The sequence below is a fragment of the Polaribacter sp. YIW18 genome, assembly GCF_057219325.1.
Genome location: NZ_JBXVVE010000004.1, coordinates 30600 through 46418 on the forward strand (window position 1 = coordinate 30600; position 15819 = coordinate 46418).

General features: G+C 30.1%; 14 protein-coding genes. 7 read left to right on the plus strand and 7 right to left on the minus strand.

All coding sequences use genetic code 11. The annotated features are described in order from the left end of the window. Window positions 1-8 precede the first annotated feature (8 nt). Both yidC and pyrG read right to left on the minus strand, forming a co-directional pair. Entirely contained in the window at window positions 9-1892 is a 1884-nt protein-coding gene (gene yidC, locus AC2D6T_RS05590) for a membrane protein insertase YidC (RefSeq protein ID WP_484680763.1), read from the minus strand. A 156-nt stretch (window positions 1893-2048) separates the two neighbouring features. Next, the gene (pyrG, locus tag AC2D6T_RS05595; protein ID WP_298949289.1) at window positions 2049-3662 is read right to left on the minus strand and encodes a CTP synthase; all 1614 of its coding nucleotides are present in this window, start codon (window positions 3660-3662) and stop codon (window positions 2049-2051) included. Window positions 3663-3888: 226 nt separating this feature from the next. Between pyrG and rpmH the strand changes: the two genes are divergently transcribed. Together rpmH and carB are read left to right on the plus strand one after the other, a co-directional pair. Next, window positions 3889-4050, plus strand: a complete 162-nt coding sequence (gene rpmH / locus AC2D6T_RS05600) for a 50S ribosomal protein L34 (protein WP_298949287.1) — start codon at window positions 3889-3891, stop codon at window positions 4048-4050. Between the two features lie 111 nt (window positions 4051-4161). Next, a complete protein-coding gene (gene carB, locus AC2D6T_RS05605) occupies window positions 4162-7017 on the plus strand; it encodes a carbamoyl-phosphate synthase large subunit (protein WP_484680764.1) in 2856 nt (951 codons plus the stop codon). Window positions 7018-7282: 265 nt separating this feature from the next. Here the strand turns inward: carB and AC2D6T_RS05610 are convergent, their stop codons facing one another. Beyond that, window positions 7283-8203: a DUF2911 domain-containing protein gene (locus tag AC2D6T_RS05610; protein ID WP_484680765.1), complete on the minus strand. Its 921-nt coding sequence runs from the start codon at window positions 8201-8203 to the stop codon at window positions 7283-7285. A gap of 105 nt (window positions 8204-8308) precedes the next feature. On the opposite strand from AC2D6T_RS05610, the gene AC2D6T_RS05615 reads away from it, so the two are divergent. Both AC2D6T_RS05615 and AC2D6T_RS05620 read left to right on the plus strand, forming a co-directional pair. Next, window positions 8309-8974 (plus strand): MIP/aquaporin family protein, encoded by a 666-nt coding sequence (locus tag AC2D6T_RS05615; RefSeq protein ID WP_298949281.1) that lies wholly within the window; start codon window positions 8309-8311, stop codon window positions 8972-8974. Window positions 8975-8992: 18 nt separating this feature from the next. Then, a complete protein-coding gene (locus AC2D6T_RS05620) occupies window positions 8993-9757 on the plus strand; it encodes a Rossmann-fold NAD(P)-binding domain-containing protein (protein ID WP_484680766.1) in 765 nt (254 codons plus the stop codon). Between the two features lie 16 nt (window positions 9758-9773). Here the strand turns inward: AC2D6T_RS05620 and gldG are convergent, their stop codons facing one another. The 4 genes from gldG to AC2D6T_RS05640 are packed head-to-tail and all read right to left on the minus strand — an operon-like array spanning window position 9774 to window position 13310. Then, on the minus strand, window positions 9774-11414 hold the full coding sequence (gene gldG / locus AC2D6T_RS05625; RefSeq protein WP_484680767.1) for a gliding motility-associated ABC transporter substrate-binding protein GldG: 1641 nt from the start codon (window positions 11412-11414) through the stop codon (window positions 9774-9776). Then, window positions 11407-12123, minus strand: coding sequence for a gliding motility-associated ABC transporter permease subunit GldF (gene gldF / locus AC2D6T_RS05630; RefSeq protein ID WP_484680768.1), 717 nt, complete (start codon window positions 12121-12123; stop codon window positions 11407-11409). The genes gldG and gldF overlap by 8 nt, the downstream gene beginning before the upstream one ends. A gap of 27 nt (window positions 12124-12150) precedes the next feature. After that, window positions 12151-12447: a putative quinol monooxygenase gene (locus tag AC2D6T_RS05635; protein WP_484680769.1), complete on the minus strand. Its 297-nt coding sequence runs from the start codon at window positions 12445-12447 to the stop codon at window positions 12151-12153. A gap of 2 nt (window positions 12448-12449) precedes the next feature. Then, window positions 12450-13310, minus strand: a complete 861-nt coding sequence (locus AC2D6T_RS05640; protein WP_484680770.1) for an SAM hydrolase/SAM-dependent halogenase family protein — start codon at window positions 13308-13310, stop codon at window positions 12450-12452. Between the two features lie 126 nt (window positions 13311-13436). Between AC2D6T_RS05640 and AC2D6T_RS05645 the strand changes: the two genes are divergently transcribed. The 3 genes from AC2D6T_RS05645 (at window position 13437) to AC2D6T_RS05655 (ending at window position 15781) form a co-directional block, all read left to right on the plus strand. After that, window positions 13437-14390 carry a PhoH family protein gene (locus AC2D6T_RS05645; RefSeq protein WP_484680771.1) on the plus strand — a complete coding sequence of 318 codons (954 nt, stop codon included), beginning with the start codon at window positions 13437-13439 and terminating at the stop codon, window positions 14388-14390. 76 nt (window positions 14391-14466) lie between these two features. Next, the gene (locus AC2D6T_RS05650; protein WP_484680772.1) at window positions 14467-14784 is read left to right on the plus strand and encodes a hypothetical protein; all 318 of its coding nucleotides are present in this window, start codon (window positions 14467-14469) and stop codon (window positions 14782-14784) included. Window positions 14785-14833: 49 nt separating this feature from the next. Continuing rightward, window positions 14834-15781, plus strand: a complete 948-nt coding sequence (locus AC2D6T_RS05655) for a phosphoribosylaminoimidazolesuccinocarboxamide synthase (RefSeq protein ID WP_484680773.1) — start codon at window positions 14834-14836, stop codon at window positions 15779-15781. The last annotated feature ends 38 nt before the right edge of the window (window positions 15782-15819 follow it).

The window sequence follows — 15819 nt, forward strand, 5'->3', positions numbered from 1 at the left end:
CTTTATTTTTATTTTCTTTTTTGTTTAGCTTGTTGCTCTTGTGCTTGTTTCATCGCATCGTCTATACGTTGTCTAAACTTAGATTTTTTCTTTTCTGGACGCTTTTTGTTCTCTTCTATTTGTGCGTGGATTTTTTCTTCATCAATTACAAAGTTTTTAATAACCAACATAATAGCAATGGTTAATAAGTTAGATATAAAGTAATACAAACTTAAAGAACTTGCATAGTTATTAAAGAAAAATAACATCATAATTGGAGAGAAGTAAATCATGTACTTCATCATTTTACTCATATCAGGCATCCCTTCTTGTGTGGGGGCTTGCATGTTGGCTTGTTGGCTTTGATTCATTTTCATGTAAAAGAAAATAGCAACAGAGGCCAAAATTGGAAATAAACTTACGTGGTCTCCATAAAATGGAATTTTAAAAGGCAACTTAAAAATGGTATCGTATGAAGATAAATCGTTTGCCCATAAAAAGCTTTCTTGTCTTAAAGAGATGTTTGTTGGGAAAAATTTAAACAACGCAAAGAAAACTGGCATTTGCAATAATGCGGGTATACAACCAGACATCATACTTACACCTGCTTTTCGTTGAATAGCCATGGTTTCTTGCTGACGTTTCATAGCGTTTTCTTTACCTGGATATTTTTCATTTAAGGCAGTTAATTCAGGTCTAATTACCTTCATTTTTGCACTCGATAAATACGATTTATATACTAATGGAGACATGATGATTCTAACAACAATCGTCATTAAAATGATAATCAATCCATAGTTAGATAAAAAACCTTTTAAGAAGTTAAATACTGGATAAAAAATAGTTCTGTTTAAAAAACCAAAAATTCCCCAACCTAAATCAGCAGATTCTGCTAAATCTGTACCTTCATAAGTTTTTAGTAAATTATAATCACTTGGGCCGTAAAACCATTTCATGTTATAATTTAATTCACCATTAGATAATGATAAAGGTGTTTTTAATTCGAATTTTTTTGTAAAAACCGTATCAATTTCTTCATTTAAAACTAAATCTGTAGAGGTAATTGTTGCGTTGCTAAAAGGTTTTTCTGTTAGTAAGTTAGACGTAAAAAAGTGTTGTTTATAAGCAACCCAATCTACCTCATTTAAAACTTCAGATTTACCGGCATTTATATAGTCTACTTCATCATCTGCTTTGTAATAAAAGTAGGTATACATGGTGTTTTCTGTTTTCAAGCTTTTTTCATGCCTGTAACCATTTAAGCTCCAATCTAAATTAATTGGATTTGATGAATTGATAACATTACTTAAACCTTGAGATCGAATAGCAAAATCAACCATGTAATTGTCTTTTGGTTTCATCTCATATCTGTATTCTAAATACTTTGTCTCAGATACTTTTAATTTCATAGAAAGTATCTGGTTTTCTCCGTTTTTAGATAAAGACGGTTTAAAAAATAAATTTTTCGTATTTAAAATTCTATTGTCTGTAGTGCCAAAATTAATGTTAAAAGAAGCATTATTATCTTTTATCATATATAAAGGTAAAGAGTCATATGTTTTATAATTCTTAATTAAGGCTTCTTTAATTTGCCCACCTTTATTATTAATCGTAAGTTTTAAAACGCTGTTTTCTAAAACAGTAACCCCTTCTGAACCTGTGATTGCACTCTGTGCAAAAGCGCCTAATTTATTTGTAAGCGCTAACTTTTTAATTGAATCGTTTTCAAAAGCAGTTTTGTTAACAACTGTATTTGTAAGGGTATTTGTTTTTGTAGAATCTACAACTTGACTAGTTTTGGTATCTGTAGTAGTTTCTGTTTCTGGTTGATTGGTGTTCATCCACCAAAGAATAATACCTCCCAATAAAATCATTCCAATAAAAGAATTGAAGTCGAATTTTTTTTGTTCCATGTGTATATTTAAATGTCAATCTGTCATTAATAACTTCTTATTAGAAGTAAAAACCGACAAATGTAGCAAAACTGTATTGTTTTTAATTGATTTTGCTGTGATTTTTGTTGATGACTTTAATAGTTCAAATTGTGTTCCGTTTTTAAGCTATGAACTTTAGATTGTCGAATATTTAAGTGCTGCTTTTATAAAATCTACAAATAAAGGATGAGGTTTTAACACCGTACTTTTATATTCTGGATGATATTGTACACCCACAAACCAAGGGTGAGTTGGTACTTCTACTACTTCTACCAAACCAGTTGCTGGGTTTATACCTGTAGCTTTCATACCTTTTAGCTCTATTTGATCTAAGTAATCGTTATTAAATTCATATCTATGTCTGTGTCTTTCGCTAATTTTAGTAGCTTTATAAGCTTTGTGAGCGTTAGAGTCTTCCATTAAATTACAATCCCAAGCACCTAAACGCATGGTGCCACCTTTTTCTGTAACATCTTCTTGGCTTTCCATTAAGTTGATCACAGGATTTTTACAATCTTGTTTCATTTCTGTAGAAAAAGCATCTACCAAACCAAGTACATTCTTAGCAAACTCAATAACTGCCATTTGCATTCCTAAACAAATCCCAAAGAAAGGGATGTTGTTTTCTCTTGCATATTTTACAGCATTTATTTTTCCGTCAATTCCTCTATCACCAAAACCAGGAGCCACTAAAATACCATGTACACCTTTTAATTTTTTCTCAAAATTCTTTGCTGTTAAGTTTTCAGAATGTACCCAACGTACGTTTACTTTGGTTTCGTTAGAAGAACCAGCATGTATAAAAGCCTCTGTTATAGATTTGTAAGAATCTTGCAGCTCTATATATTTACCAATTAAAGCGATTTCTACTTCAGAAATTGGGTTTTTATGTTTTCTTAAGAACTCATTCCAAACTTTTAATTTAGGTTCTCCTTTAGAAGACAGTTTTAATTTATTAAGTACAACTCTATCTAAACCTTGGTCCAACATTAAATTGGGTACATCATAAATAGTTTCTGCATCTATAGATTGTATAACATCTTCTTTTTTAACATTACAAAATAAAGCAAGTTTTCTTTTAATGTCGTCAGAAATTTCGTGTTCTGTTCTACAAACCAAAATATCTGGACTAACACCACTTTGCATTAACATTTTTACAGAGTGCTGTGTGGGTTTTGTTTTTAACTCGCCAGCAGCAGCTAAAAAAGGGATTAATGTTAAATGAATAACAATAGCATTATCTTCGCCTTTTTCCCAAAGCATTTGTCTTACAGATTCTACATAAGGTAAAGATTCTATATCGCCAACTGTACCACCAATTTCTGTAATTACAATATCATATTCGCCAGTTTCTCCTAAAAGCTGAATTCTACGTTTTATTTCATCGGTAATATGAGGGATAACTTGAACTGTTTTACCTAAAAACTCTCCTTTACGCTCTTTATTTATTACAGATTGATAAATTCTACCAGTTGTAACATTGTTAGCTTGCGATGTTGGAATGTTTAAATAACGTTCATAATGCCCTAAATCTAAATCGGTTTCTGCACCATCATCAGTAACATAACATTCGCCATGTTCATATGGATTTAAAGTTCCTGGGTCTATATTGATATAGGGGTCTAATTTTTGTATGGTTACAGAAAAGCCTCTCTCTTGCAAAAGTTTTGCTAAAGATGCTGCAATAATTCCTTTTCCAAGCGATGAAGTTACGCCTCCTGTTACAAAAACGTATTTAGTATTACTCATGGTGTTCTTAGGTTTGCGCAAAAGTACTAACTCTAAATTTTCTGTCAAATAAAAAAGGTAAAAACATTTTTATATTTTAACTTTTATGGAGGTGAAAAAATATTTTAATTTTTTTTAAAATAGTATTTGTCAAAAATAAAAACAGTTGTATATTTGCACACGCTTTTAAAAGGATAAAAACTAAGAAGCACAAAAAACTAAAGAAGTCATTTAAAAATATATTATAATGCCGAAAAGAACTTATCAGCCATCAAAGAGAAAGAGAAGAAACAAACACGGTTTCAGAGAAAGAATGGCTTCTGCAAACGGAAGAAAAGTTTTAGCTAGAAGAAGAGCTAAAGGAAGAAAGAAAATATCTGTGTCTTCAGAAACTAGACATAAAAAATAATATAATGATTAACAATTGTTAATAATTAAGGTGTTACTATTTTTAGTAACACCTTTTTTTATATTCAAGCACTAATTATTTTTACAAACTCATAAAACACAACTATTTACCATGCCAAAAAGAGAAGACTTAAAATCAATTTTAATTATTGGATCTGGACCTATTGTTATAGGACAAGCCTGTGAATTCGATTATTCTGGTTCACAATCTTTACGTTCTTTAAGAGAAGATGGAATAGAAACGATACTTATCAACTCTAATCCTGCAACAATTATGACAGATCCTTCCATGGCAGATCATGTTTATTTGTTGCCATTAACAACAAAGTCTATTATACAAATATTAAAAGAACATCCACAAATTGATGCAGTCTTGCCAACTATGGGTGGGCAAACAGCATTAAACCTTTGTATAGAGGCAGATGACAAAGGAATTTGGAGAGATTTTGACGTAAAATTAATTGGTGTAGATATAGATGCAATAAATATTACTGAAGATAGAGAGCAATTTAGAGAATTAATGGGTAAAATAGGTGTTGATATGGCACCACAAGCTACAGCTACATCTTTCTTAAAAGGAAAAGAAATTGCACAAGAATTTGGTTTTCCATTAGTTATTAGATCTTCTTATACATTAGGAGGAGCAGGTGCATCTATTGTTTATAAAGCAGAAGATTTTGACGAATTGTTAAGCAGAGGTTTGGAAGCATCTCCAATCCACGAAGTGATGATTGACAAAGCAATGATGGGTTGGAAAGAATATGAATTAGAATTATTACGAGACAAGAATGACAATGTAGTAATTATCTGTTCTATAGAAAATATGGATCCTATGGGAATTCATACGGGAGACTCTATTACTGTTGCTCCAGCAATGACACTTTCTGATAAAACTTATCAGAAAATGCGAGATATGGCTATACATATGATGCGTTCTATTGGAGATTTTGAAGGTGGTTGTAATGTGCAATTCGCAGTTTCTCCAGATGAAAAAGAAGACATTATTGCAATTGAAATTAACCCAAGGGTTTCTCGTTCTTCTGCATTAGCCTCTAAAGCAACAGGTTACCCAATTGCAAAAGTAGCTACAAAATTAGCAATTGGTTATAGTTTAGATGAGTTAGAAAACGGAATTACAAAATCTACATCAGCTTTATTTGAGCCAACACTAGATTATGTAATTGTAAAAATACCACGTTGGAATTTTGATAAATTCGAAGGTTCAGACAGAACTTTAGGTTTACAAATGAAAGCTGTTGGAGAAGTAATGGGTATTGGACGTTGTTTCCAAGAAGCATTGCACAAAGCAACACAATCTTTAGAAATTAAAAGAAATGGTTTAGGTGCAGATGGTAAAGGGTATACAGATTATAATCAAATTATAGAAAAATTAACCAATGCAAGTTGGGATCGTGTTTTTGCTATATATGATGCTATTGCTATGGGAATTCCATTAAGCAAAATTTACGATATCACTAAAATAGACATGTGGTATTTAAAGCAATATGAAGAATTATTTCAACTAGAAAAAGAAATTTCTACCTATAATATAGATACTATAGAAAGAGATTTATTGTTGGAAGCAAAACAAAAAGGATATGGTGATAGACAAATAGCACACATGCTAGATTGTCTAGAAAGCCAAGTATACACTAAAAGAGAAGAATTAAAAGTACAACGTGTTTACAAATTGGTAGATACTTGTGCTGCAGAATTTAAAGCAAAAACACCTTACTATTATTCAACTTTTGAGAACGAAATAGAAACGGCAAGTGGAGAAATTACCATTGCAAATGAAAGTGTAGTTACCAATAAGAAAAAAGTAATTGTTTTAGGTTCTGGACCCAACAGAATTGGACAAGGTATCGAATTTGATTACTGTTGTGTACATGGAGTTTTAGCCGCAGCAGAATGTGGTTACGAAACCATTATGATTAACTGTAACCCAGAAACGGTTTCTACAGATTTTGATACAGCAGATAAATTATATTTTGAGCCTGTTTTTTGGGAACATATTTACGATATCATTCGTCATGAAAAACCAGAAGGAGTAATAGTACAATTAGGTGGACAAACAGCATTAAAATTAGCTGAAAAACTAACAAAATACGGTATTAAAATTATTGGTACTTCTTTTGAGGCTCTAGATATTGCAGAAGATAGAGGCCGTTTTTCTAGTTTATTAAAAGATAATAACATTCCTTATCCAGAGTTTGGTGTAGCAGAAACAGCAGACGAAGCTTTAGAATTATCAGATCAATTAGATTTTCCTATTTTGGTAAGACCTTCTTATGTTTTAGGTGGTCAGGGAATGAAAATTGTAATCAACAAAGAAGAATTGGTACAACATGTTGTAGATTTATTACACAAAATACCTAATAATAAATTGTTGTTAGACCATTATTTAGATGGAGCTATAGAAGCAGAAGCAGATGCAATTTGTGATGCAGATGGAAATGTGTACATCATTGGAATTATGGAACATATAGAACCTTGTGGAATACATTCTGGAGATTCTAATGCAACTTTACCTGCTTTTAATTTAGGAGATTTGGTAATGCAGCAAATTATAGATCATACACATACAATTGCTAGAGAATTAAAAACAGTTGGTTTAATAAACATACAATTTGCCATTAAACATGATACTGTGTATATTATAGAAGCCAATCCAAGAGCTTCTAGAACGGTACCATTTATTGCAAAAGCATACAAAGAACCTTATGTAAATTATGCTACAAAAGTAATGTTGGGCGAAAAGAAAGTAACAGACTTTACATTTAATCCTCAATTAGATGGTTATGCAATTAAACAACCTGTTTTTTCATTTAACAAATTCCCGAATGTAAATAAAAAGCTAGGTCCAGAAATGAAATCTACAGGAGAAAGCATCTTATTTATAGATAGTTTAAAAGATGATGAGTTTTATGACTTATATTCAAGACGTAAAATGTATTTAAATAAATAAAATATAGTTTTAAAATTATTAAGACATCCAATTCTTTATTAGAGTTGGATGTTTTTTTGTGAGATATTTTAAATGAATTTGTCGAATAACAACAATCTAAAAAAAATAAAGAAGATTTAAAAGAATCTATTTCTATTTTTAGAGTGAATCAAATAATAAATTAGAAAGTTTAAACATATAGTAATGTCAGACTAAAATACTTATAAGAGTAAGCAAAAAAAAATCCGAAGTAGTATCTTCAGATTTTTTTAAAACAGTTGTCAATTTATTTAGCTCCCCATTCTTTTAAAGAGTCTTCGTTCATTTTTACATAATCTGCATTTCCAGCTTTATTAGCTAATGCTAAAGATAGTTTTGCGGCAGCAATTGCGGTTGCAGTTTTACCCGCTTTTGCATGTATTAAAGATTGTTGCCTTAACATCCAAAATTGAGGATTTTCTTTAGACATCTCTATTGCTTTGTCAATCATTGTTACTGTTTTCTTAATGTCTTTATTTTCAGAATTATAATATACAGCAGCATCATAATAAGCTCTTGCATTTGGTTTTCCACTTAAAACTTCATCAATAGAAGCCATTACAGCTTTATCTGTTGGTACTGTAAAAGGCATACCAACATATACGTTTTCCCATAATAATCCTAAAAGTGCAGAATTGTTTGTAATATCATCTATCGTAATTGTAAAAGTTTCAACATCCATAGGCATTTTAATTACATCTACAGTAGCAGAAGCAACAACCTTATCATCATCCCATTCTTTTGGGTTTCCCCAATTGTTTGAGGCACTGTATAGTATTACATCCCATTTGTTTTTTCCAGGTTTTGTATAAAGTGCGTATGTACCCGCTGCTACATTCTTGTCACCTACCATAACCTCTGTACTAAAAGTTACTTCCGTATTTTTATTAGCGCCAGTTCTCCAAACTTTATCAAAAGGCACTAAATTTCCAAAAATAGCTCTTCCTTTCATTCCTGGTCTAGAATATGTTATGCTAACATCTGTTAAACCTACTTTTTGCTTTAGAGTAGCACTAGGACTTGGTGCAGGAGCAGCGATTTTTGCAGGTAGCGATTTTTTAACCTCTTGTACCACAATTTCTTTAGTGTCTTTATTTTGACAACTGATCATAACTACAAATGTTAAAATTGATAAAATGCTTAAGATTTTTACTAAATATTTTTTCATAATTAATTGATTTTAAATTTATTATAAAATTACAATTTCAAAAAACACTAAACGTTAACAAAAACTTAAAATAAGGAGATGTATCTTTGCTTTTTTATAAGTAATATGAAGAAATATATTTCAGAGTTTTTAGGCACATTTTCAATGATTTTTTGTGGTACAGGAGCCATGACAATTAATGAAGTTACTGGAGGAGAAGTAACTCATGTAGGTATTGGTATTACATGGGGTTTAATTGTAATGGCTATGATTTATGCTTTTGGAGAAACCTCTGGAGCGCACTTTAATCCTGCTGTAACTATTGCTTTTGCTTATGCAAAAAAGTTTGCTTGGAAAGAAGTACCAAAATTTATTATTGCCCAAGTATTAGGTGCATTTGCAGCTAGTTTACTACTACTATTTTTATTTCCTACTAGTGATTTTTTAGGTTCAACCATTCCCACTATTGATGTTTGGCGTGCTTTTGTATTAGAGTTATTACTAACTTTTTTCTTAATGGTTGTAATTATTAATGTGTCTACAGGTAGCAAAGAAATGGGGATTATTGCAGGTATAGCTGTGGGTGGTGTTGTCATGCTAGAAGCGCTTTTTGCAGGTCCAATTACCAATGCATCTATGAATCCTGCACGTTCTATTGCACCCAATATTGTATCTGGAAACGTTCGCAATTTATGGCTATACATTCTTGCGCCAATTTTAGGTGCTTTGTTAGCAGTATTGTCTTGTAAATTAATTAAAGACGATAATTGTTGTGATACACCTAATTGTTAAATAGTAAAGCCTTTAAAATTGAAAAACGTAAGTATTTTAGGTTGTGGATGGTTAGGAAAACCTTTAGCTGTTTCTTTATTAGAAGAAGGTTATTTTGTAAAAGGTTCTACAACTTCTTCTGATAAAATAGATGAATTACAATCTTTAGGTATAGAATCTTACATCGTAAATATTTCTGATTTTGAAGAATATGACGATTTTTTAACTACGGATATTTTAATTATTGCCATTACTTCTAAAGATGTTGATGGTTTTGAAAACTTTATTTCTCAAATTCAAAATTCTCCTGTACAGAAAGTGATTTTTGTTAGTTCTACTTCTGTATATCCTAGAATTAATAAAGTAATGACAGAAGATGATGCTGTTGTCAAAAACCATCCTTTAGTAACTATAGAAAACTTGTTTAGAGAAAATACCTTTTTTGAAACCACAATTTTACGTTTTGCGGGTTTATTTGGTGGGGAAAGACATCCAGCTAATTGGTTTAAAAATGGAAAAAAAATACCACAACCTAAAGGTTTTGTAAATATGATTCACAGAGAAGATTGTATCGAAATTATGCATACAATTATTGCTCAGAATTGTTGGAATATAACTTTTAACGCTTGTTCAAATCACCATCCAACAAGAGAAATGTTTTATGTAAATGCTAGGATTAGAAAAGATCTAGAAGCGCCAGTTTTTGAAGAAAATGAAGATTATCAATGGAAAATTATCAGTTCAGAAAAACTACAACATGTTTTAAATTATGAATTTATTCATGATAATTTATTAAAAATTTAATAGAGATATTCTTTGTTTAAGAATATGTTCTTCGTCTTAAAAAATTAAAAACAAAACCAAAACCAAACAACAAAAGTAACGGTGAAATTACATTTAAAAATTGCCAATAAGTACGTTCTTTAAATGCCTTTTGTTTGTCTAACATTCTAATTTTTAAACTTTTGTTTCTAAGTTGCATCAAGCCGGTGTCATCTAATAAATAATCTATAGTATTTAGTAAAAAATCTTTGTTACCAAATTGTTGATTGGTCCATTTATCTCTAGCCAAATCATATGGTTTTCCCTTTAAAAGTTGATTTTTGCCAACATCACCATCTGCAATAACTACCATTTTATTTGGGGCAGATTGCTCTTTATAAAACTTACTTGTAAATGGTTTTACTCTGTTTTTGTAAGCAGATTTAAACTGTCCTTCTAATAAAACCGCAAATAGTTGATTGCCGTTTTTGTAATCAGTTTCTAGAACTTCTTCAGCAATAGATTGTAACTCTATAAAGACTGGTGTACCTACTTTTTGAGTGAACACAGAGCTTACCAATAAAGGAGTTTTTTTAATATTGTTTTTAAGTGTATCTATTTGATTTGCAAATTGTAACCTAACAGGTGTTACGTTTTTTGTAATTACATTATTTGGGTTTGCACCAGCTAAAGGATGATAAAACCAATCTAAATTTTTAAACTGCGTTTGATTGCCAACTTGCCCAGTTGCAACAGGAATTTCAGCAGCATATAAATCTTTGATTAAACTACTGTTAATACGAACTCCGTAAGAAAATAAGAGGTCAGTAAGGTTTAAATCTCTTGGGTAAGCCAACATTTTATTATTGGTTGCCAAACTATCTTGGTCTGCTTGCACCATGTCTAACATCCAAAGTGTTTTACCACCATTTGCAATAAACTGATCTAAAACTAATTTTTCTTTTTCACTAAATTTTTCAGTAGGTTTGGCAATAACTACCAAATCTAAATTTAACAAGTCGCTTAAAGTTTGTTGTGGGTTTTTTGTAACCGAATCTAAGGTAAATTTTGCCAATCTGTATTTTTTAGCAACTTCACTTAAATAGCTATATTGATACATATCTTGCAATTCTCCATTTCCTATCAAAATAGCCACTTTTTGTTGTATATCTGTATTTACAGTATTGATAGCATTAGAAAAACTATATTCTAAATTTTCTATCGCTTTTTGTAATTGCTCTTTTTGAGAGGCTAACATGGCATTTGGTAATAGAGAAAAAATACTTGTTTTTTTACCATAATTAATTTCTGCCCAAGGAAAAATAATTGCTTCCGTCATTTTACCTTCTTCTTCAACAGTTAATTGACTTGGCATCATCCCTTTTTTTATCAACGCTTCACGTTGGTTATCTGGGTTTTCAAAATTGATGATAATATTGCTGTTCTCAGAAGCAAGTTCTTCTAAATATTGTTGGGTTTCTATTTGTAGTCTTTTAAATTCTGATGGAAAATCGCCCTCTAAATAAACATTTATAAATAAGGTTTTATTAACCTTAGAAATTATATCTAGAGTAGTTTTAGAAAGGGTATACCGTTTATCAGAAGTTAAATCGAATCTTTTGTAAACAGATTGACTTGCATAATTAAATACTATAATGGCTATAATTAAAAGTATAATACTTTTTACTTTTTTATTCATTTTCTAATTGTGTTTTAGTGATGAATAAAAAGAAAACAGTAATACTTAAAAAATAGATAAGATCTCTCGTGTCTATAACTCCTCTAGAAATACTTTTAAAATGCTCATTGATGCCAATTTTTTTGATAGCTAAATTATTATCAAATGTAGCTGAAAGTGCATCAAAACCATAAAATAATAAAAAGGTAATTAGCACCCCTAAAATAAATGCCACAATTTGATTTTTAGAAAGGGTAGAGGTAAATAAGCCAATAGCTGTATAGGTAGCAGCCAAAAAAAACAAGCCAATATAGGAACCAATAATGGTTGCAAAATCTAAATTTCCAACAGGATTACCCAAACTATAAACTGTATACACGTAAGTAAACGTGGGGATAATTGCAATAATTACTAGTAATAAAGATGCCCAAAATTTACCCAAAACAATTTGCCAATTAGTAATGGGTTTGGTTTTTAAAATCTCTATGGTTCCATTGTTAAATTCGTCTGCAAAACTTTTCATGGTAATGGCAGGTATTAAGAATATAAAAACCCAAGGAGCTAAATAGAAAAACGAATTTAAATCTGCAAAACCAGCATTTAAAATATTAAAGTCGTCTTTAAAAATAAATAAGAACAAACCATTTACAAGCAAGAAAACCCCAATTACCAAATAGGCAATTGTAGACGAGAAAAATGAGTTGAATTCTTTTTTTAGTATGGCAAACATATTTTATTTTTCTTATAACTTTTAAACTTATAGTAAAGTTACTTTTTTGTCTACACTCCAAGCCTCTGCTTTGTCATTAAAAAGCGCTTTGGTTTTTGTCCAAACATTTTTAAAAAGTTCAGAGTTTCTGTAATTTTCTAAATCTTGCTCAGTTTCCCAGTATGAATACGTAAAAAAAAGTTCTTTATTATTTTTATCTTGATATAATTCTAAAAGTTTACAACCTTCAGAATTTCTAATAAATTTCTTTTTTTCTTCAAAAATAGCTTTAAAATTTTCTATATGTTCTTGATGAAAACTCATCTTTACAATTCTAACAAACATGTTTAATTTAATATGGTAAATTCTTGGTTTGGTTTATTTTCAAAAGTAATGGTAACAACATCTCTATACTCTAAACCTAAGAGAGAGCTTGCGCCACCAACGGTGTCTAAATTACTTCTATAAATAGCTAGTTCTAAGTATGCTGCAGTGTTAAAAAGCGCTAATTTATGCCCTTCGTACTGTTGATTGCTATAAGCGCTATTACTTGCAACTTTGTTATATTTAGAAAAAATTTTAGTGAATTTATGTTTTTTTGCATTGATCGTAAAGTTTCTTCCTTTACCAATATCTTGAAACATTTTTTTATTAATGTTGGTAATTACATTTCCGTAATTATCAATGTATAAAACACCACCAATTATTTGATCTTGTTGTTGATTGGTTTTTGGCTGTATTTCTATAATTTTCTTAAAATCTTCAATTTCTTTACCTATTACGGTCAAGTTACCCCCTCTAATAATAAAGCAAGCTACTTGTACAAATACATCTAATACAGGAAAACTACTTTCAATTCGATCATGTATATTAATTTCTACAATTTTTTTAGGTTTTACTTCAGAAGCAATCATAGAAATTAAACCATTGTCTGGACAAACAAAAAAATGATCGTCTAATTCTAAAGCAATGTGTTTATTCTCTTCACTTAACTCAGAATCTACCCCCACAATATGTACTGTACCTTTAGGAAAGCTTTTGTAAGAGTTTTTTAAAATATAGGCAGTTTCTGTAATGTTAAAAGGAGAGATTTCATGGGTAATATCAATAATGTTTACTTCTGGTAATTCAGAAAAAATAGCTCCTTTTACAGCCCCCACAAAATGGTCTTTTGTTCCGAAATCTGTTGTAAGTGTTATAAAAGACATAAAAATTACTGTTAATTAAATGTGTAAAAGTTGTTAACTATTTTACGCAAATCTAATCAATTTAGAAATTTTATTCGCTATTTTTAGTTGAAATAAAATAGATATTAAACGTCAAAAAATAAACATTTGAACGAACGCATTATAGAGCTAGAAGAAATAAACCCAAAAGACTTTTTTGGGGCACATAATAGTACCATAGAGCAGTTAAAAAGGTATTTTCCAAAAATTAAAATCGTAGCACGTGGCTCTAAAATGAAAATTTATGGAGCATCTAATTTGTTAGACGAATTCGAAATTCGTTTAGAGCGTTTAATCAAGTATTTTAACAGATATAATAAGTTAGATGAAAATAGTATAGAGCGTATTTTAACATCTACAGGGCATGAAGAAAAAACAACAGCTTCTAAAAACACAAAAGATATTTTAGTTCATGGTGTAAGCGGTAAATTAATTAAGGCACAAACCGAAAATCAACGCAAAATGGTTTCTTTAATGCAAAAAAATGATATGCTTTTTGCTGTAGGGCCAGCAGGTACAGGAAAAACATATACAGCAGTAGCATTGGCAGTAAAAGCATTAAAAGAAAAAGAAGTAAGACGCATTATTTTAACAAGACCAGCTGTAGAATCTGGTGAAAACTTGGGTTTTTTACCTGGAGATCTAAAAGAAAAATTAGACCCATACATGCAGCCATTATATGATGGCTTAAGAGATATGATTCCTCATGAAAGATTAGAATCTCACCTAGAAAAAGGTGTCATACAAATAGCACCTTTAGCTTTTATGCGTGGTAGGACTCTAGATAATGCCTTTGTAATTTTAGATGAAGCACAAAATACAACCCATAATCAAATGAAAATGTTTTTAACAAGAATGGGTAAAAATGCAAAGTTTATCATTACAGGAGATCCAGGTCAGATAGATTTACCAAGAAAACAGGTTTCTGGATTAAAAGAATCTTTGTTAGCACTAAAAGATATAGAAGGTATTGCGCAAGTATACTTAGACGATAAAGACGTTGTAAGACACAGGTTGGTTAAAAAAATTATTACTGCTTATAAAGGTATAGAAACAGAATAGCTTATTGTAAATGGAATATAGAAGTGATTTTATTTAAAGAGAAATACAGAAAATAATACTTCTTATAAGAAATTTAATGGCTAATTTAGGAGAAGAAGGTAATGTTAATCTTAAAGCTTTAGATCAAGAGTTAAAAGAAAAATTAGATTTTGGATTTTTTGAAATTTTTGAATTGAGCAATGAAGATTTAAAAAAGAAAATAAATGGAGTTGATGTTTTAATTTTAGAGGAATTATTAAGAGTATTATATAAAATAACAATTCAAAATGTAACTCATTTAAAATCTAATACACTAAAAAGAGTTTCTTTACAGATAATTGATGAAATTGAAAATAAATCAAGTGTTTATTCTTTTGAAAGACAGCAAATAAAAAACTATTTTAAATCTGAATAAAAAGATATAGAAGACTTATTTTTGCCAAACAAACAACACAATATTAAAAATGAATACAATTAATGAAACAAATTTTAAATTTCCCAATTTAAAATCTGTTTACAAAGGTAAAGTTAGAGAGGTTTACAATATCAATGATGAGCATTTGGTAATGATTGCTACAGACAGATTGTCTGCTTTCGATGTAATTTTACCACGTCAAATTCCTTTTAAAGGCCAAATATTAAATCAGATTGCAACCAAAATGATGAATGATACAGCAGATATTGTTCCTAATTGGTTAATTGCAAATCCAGATGAAAATGTAGCAGTAGGGCATTTGTGTGAGCCTTTTAAGGTAGAAATGGTTATTCGTGGTTATTTATCAGGTCATGCAGCTAGAGAATATAAAGCTGGAAAAAGATTACTTTGTGGTGTATCAATGCCAAAAGGTTTAAAAGAAAATGATCAATTTCCAACACCAATAATTACACCATCTACCAAAGCTGATAATGGCGAACATGACGAAGATATTCCTAGAGAAGAAATTTTAAGTAAGGGTATCGTTTCAGAAGAAGATTATTTAGTTTTAGAAGATTACACACGCAAATTATTTAAAAGAGGTACAGAAATAGCTGCAAAAAGAGGCCTTATTTTAGTCGATACCAAATACGAGTTTGGGAAAACAAAAGATGGTAAAATTGTATTGATTGATGAAATTCATACACCAGATTCTTCACGTTATTTTTATACAGAAGGTTATCAAGAAAGACAAAATAAAGGCGAAGCACAAAAACAATTATCTAAAGAATTTGTAAGACAATGGTTGATAGAAAATGGTTTTCAAGGAAAAGAAAATCAGCAAATACCAGAAATGTCTGATGCGAAAATTATAGAAATATCAAACAGATACATAGAGTTATACGAACAAATTACTGGAGAAACGTTTGTAAAAGCATCTACAGAAAATGTATTAAATAGAATTGAAGAGAATGTAAATTCTTTTTTTAAAAAATAAATCTATTAAATTAAAAGACCTCACAGGTGTCAAAAAAC

Coding starts and splice junctions, on each gene's coding strand:
- rpmH (WP_298949287.1), top strand. CDS start 3,889: ATGCCGAAAAGAACTTATCAGCCATCAAAGAGAAAGAGAAGAAACAAA.
- AC2D6T_RS05650 (WP_484680772.1), top strand. CDS start 14,467: ATGGCTAATTTAGGAGAAGAAGGTAATGTTAATCTTAAAGCTTTAGAT.
- pyrG (WP_298949289.1), bottom strand. CDS start 3,662: ATGAGTAATACTAAATACGTTTTTGTAACAGGAGGCGTAACTTCATCG.
- carB (WP_484680764.1), top strand. CDS start 4,162: ATGCCAAAAAGAGAAGACTTAAAATCAATTTTAATTATTGGATCTGGA.
- AC2D6T_RS05640 (WP_484680770.1), bottom strand. CDS start 13,310: ATGTCTTTTATAACACTTACAACAGATTTCGGAACAAAAGACCATTTT.
- AC2D6T_RS05655 (WP_484680773.1), top strand. CDS start 14,834: ATGAATACAATTAATGAAACAAATTTTAAATTTCCCAATTTAAAATCT.
- AC2D6T_RS05615 (WP_298949281.1), top strand. CDS start 8,309: ATGAAGAAATATATTTCAGAGTTTTTAGGCACATTTTCAATGATTTTT.
- gldF (WP_484680768.1), bottom strand. CDS start 12,123: ATGTTTGCCATACTAAAAAAAGAATTCAACTCATTTTTCTCGTCTACA.
- gldG (WP_484680767.1), bottom strand. CDS start 11,414: ATGAATAAAAAAGTAAAAAGTATTATACTTTTAATTATAGCCATTATA.
- AC2D6T_RS05610 (WP_484680765.1), bottom strand. CDS start 8,203: ATGAAAAAATATTTAGTAAAAATCTTAAGCATTTTATCAATTTTAACA.
- yidC (WP_484680763.1), bottom strand. CDS start 1,892: ATGGAACAAAAAAAATTCGACTTCAATTCTTTTATTGGAATGATTTTA.
- AC2D6T_RS05635 (WP_484680769.1), bottom strand. CDS start 12,447: ATGTTTGTTAGAATTGTAAAGATGAGTTTTCATCAAGAACATATAGAA.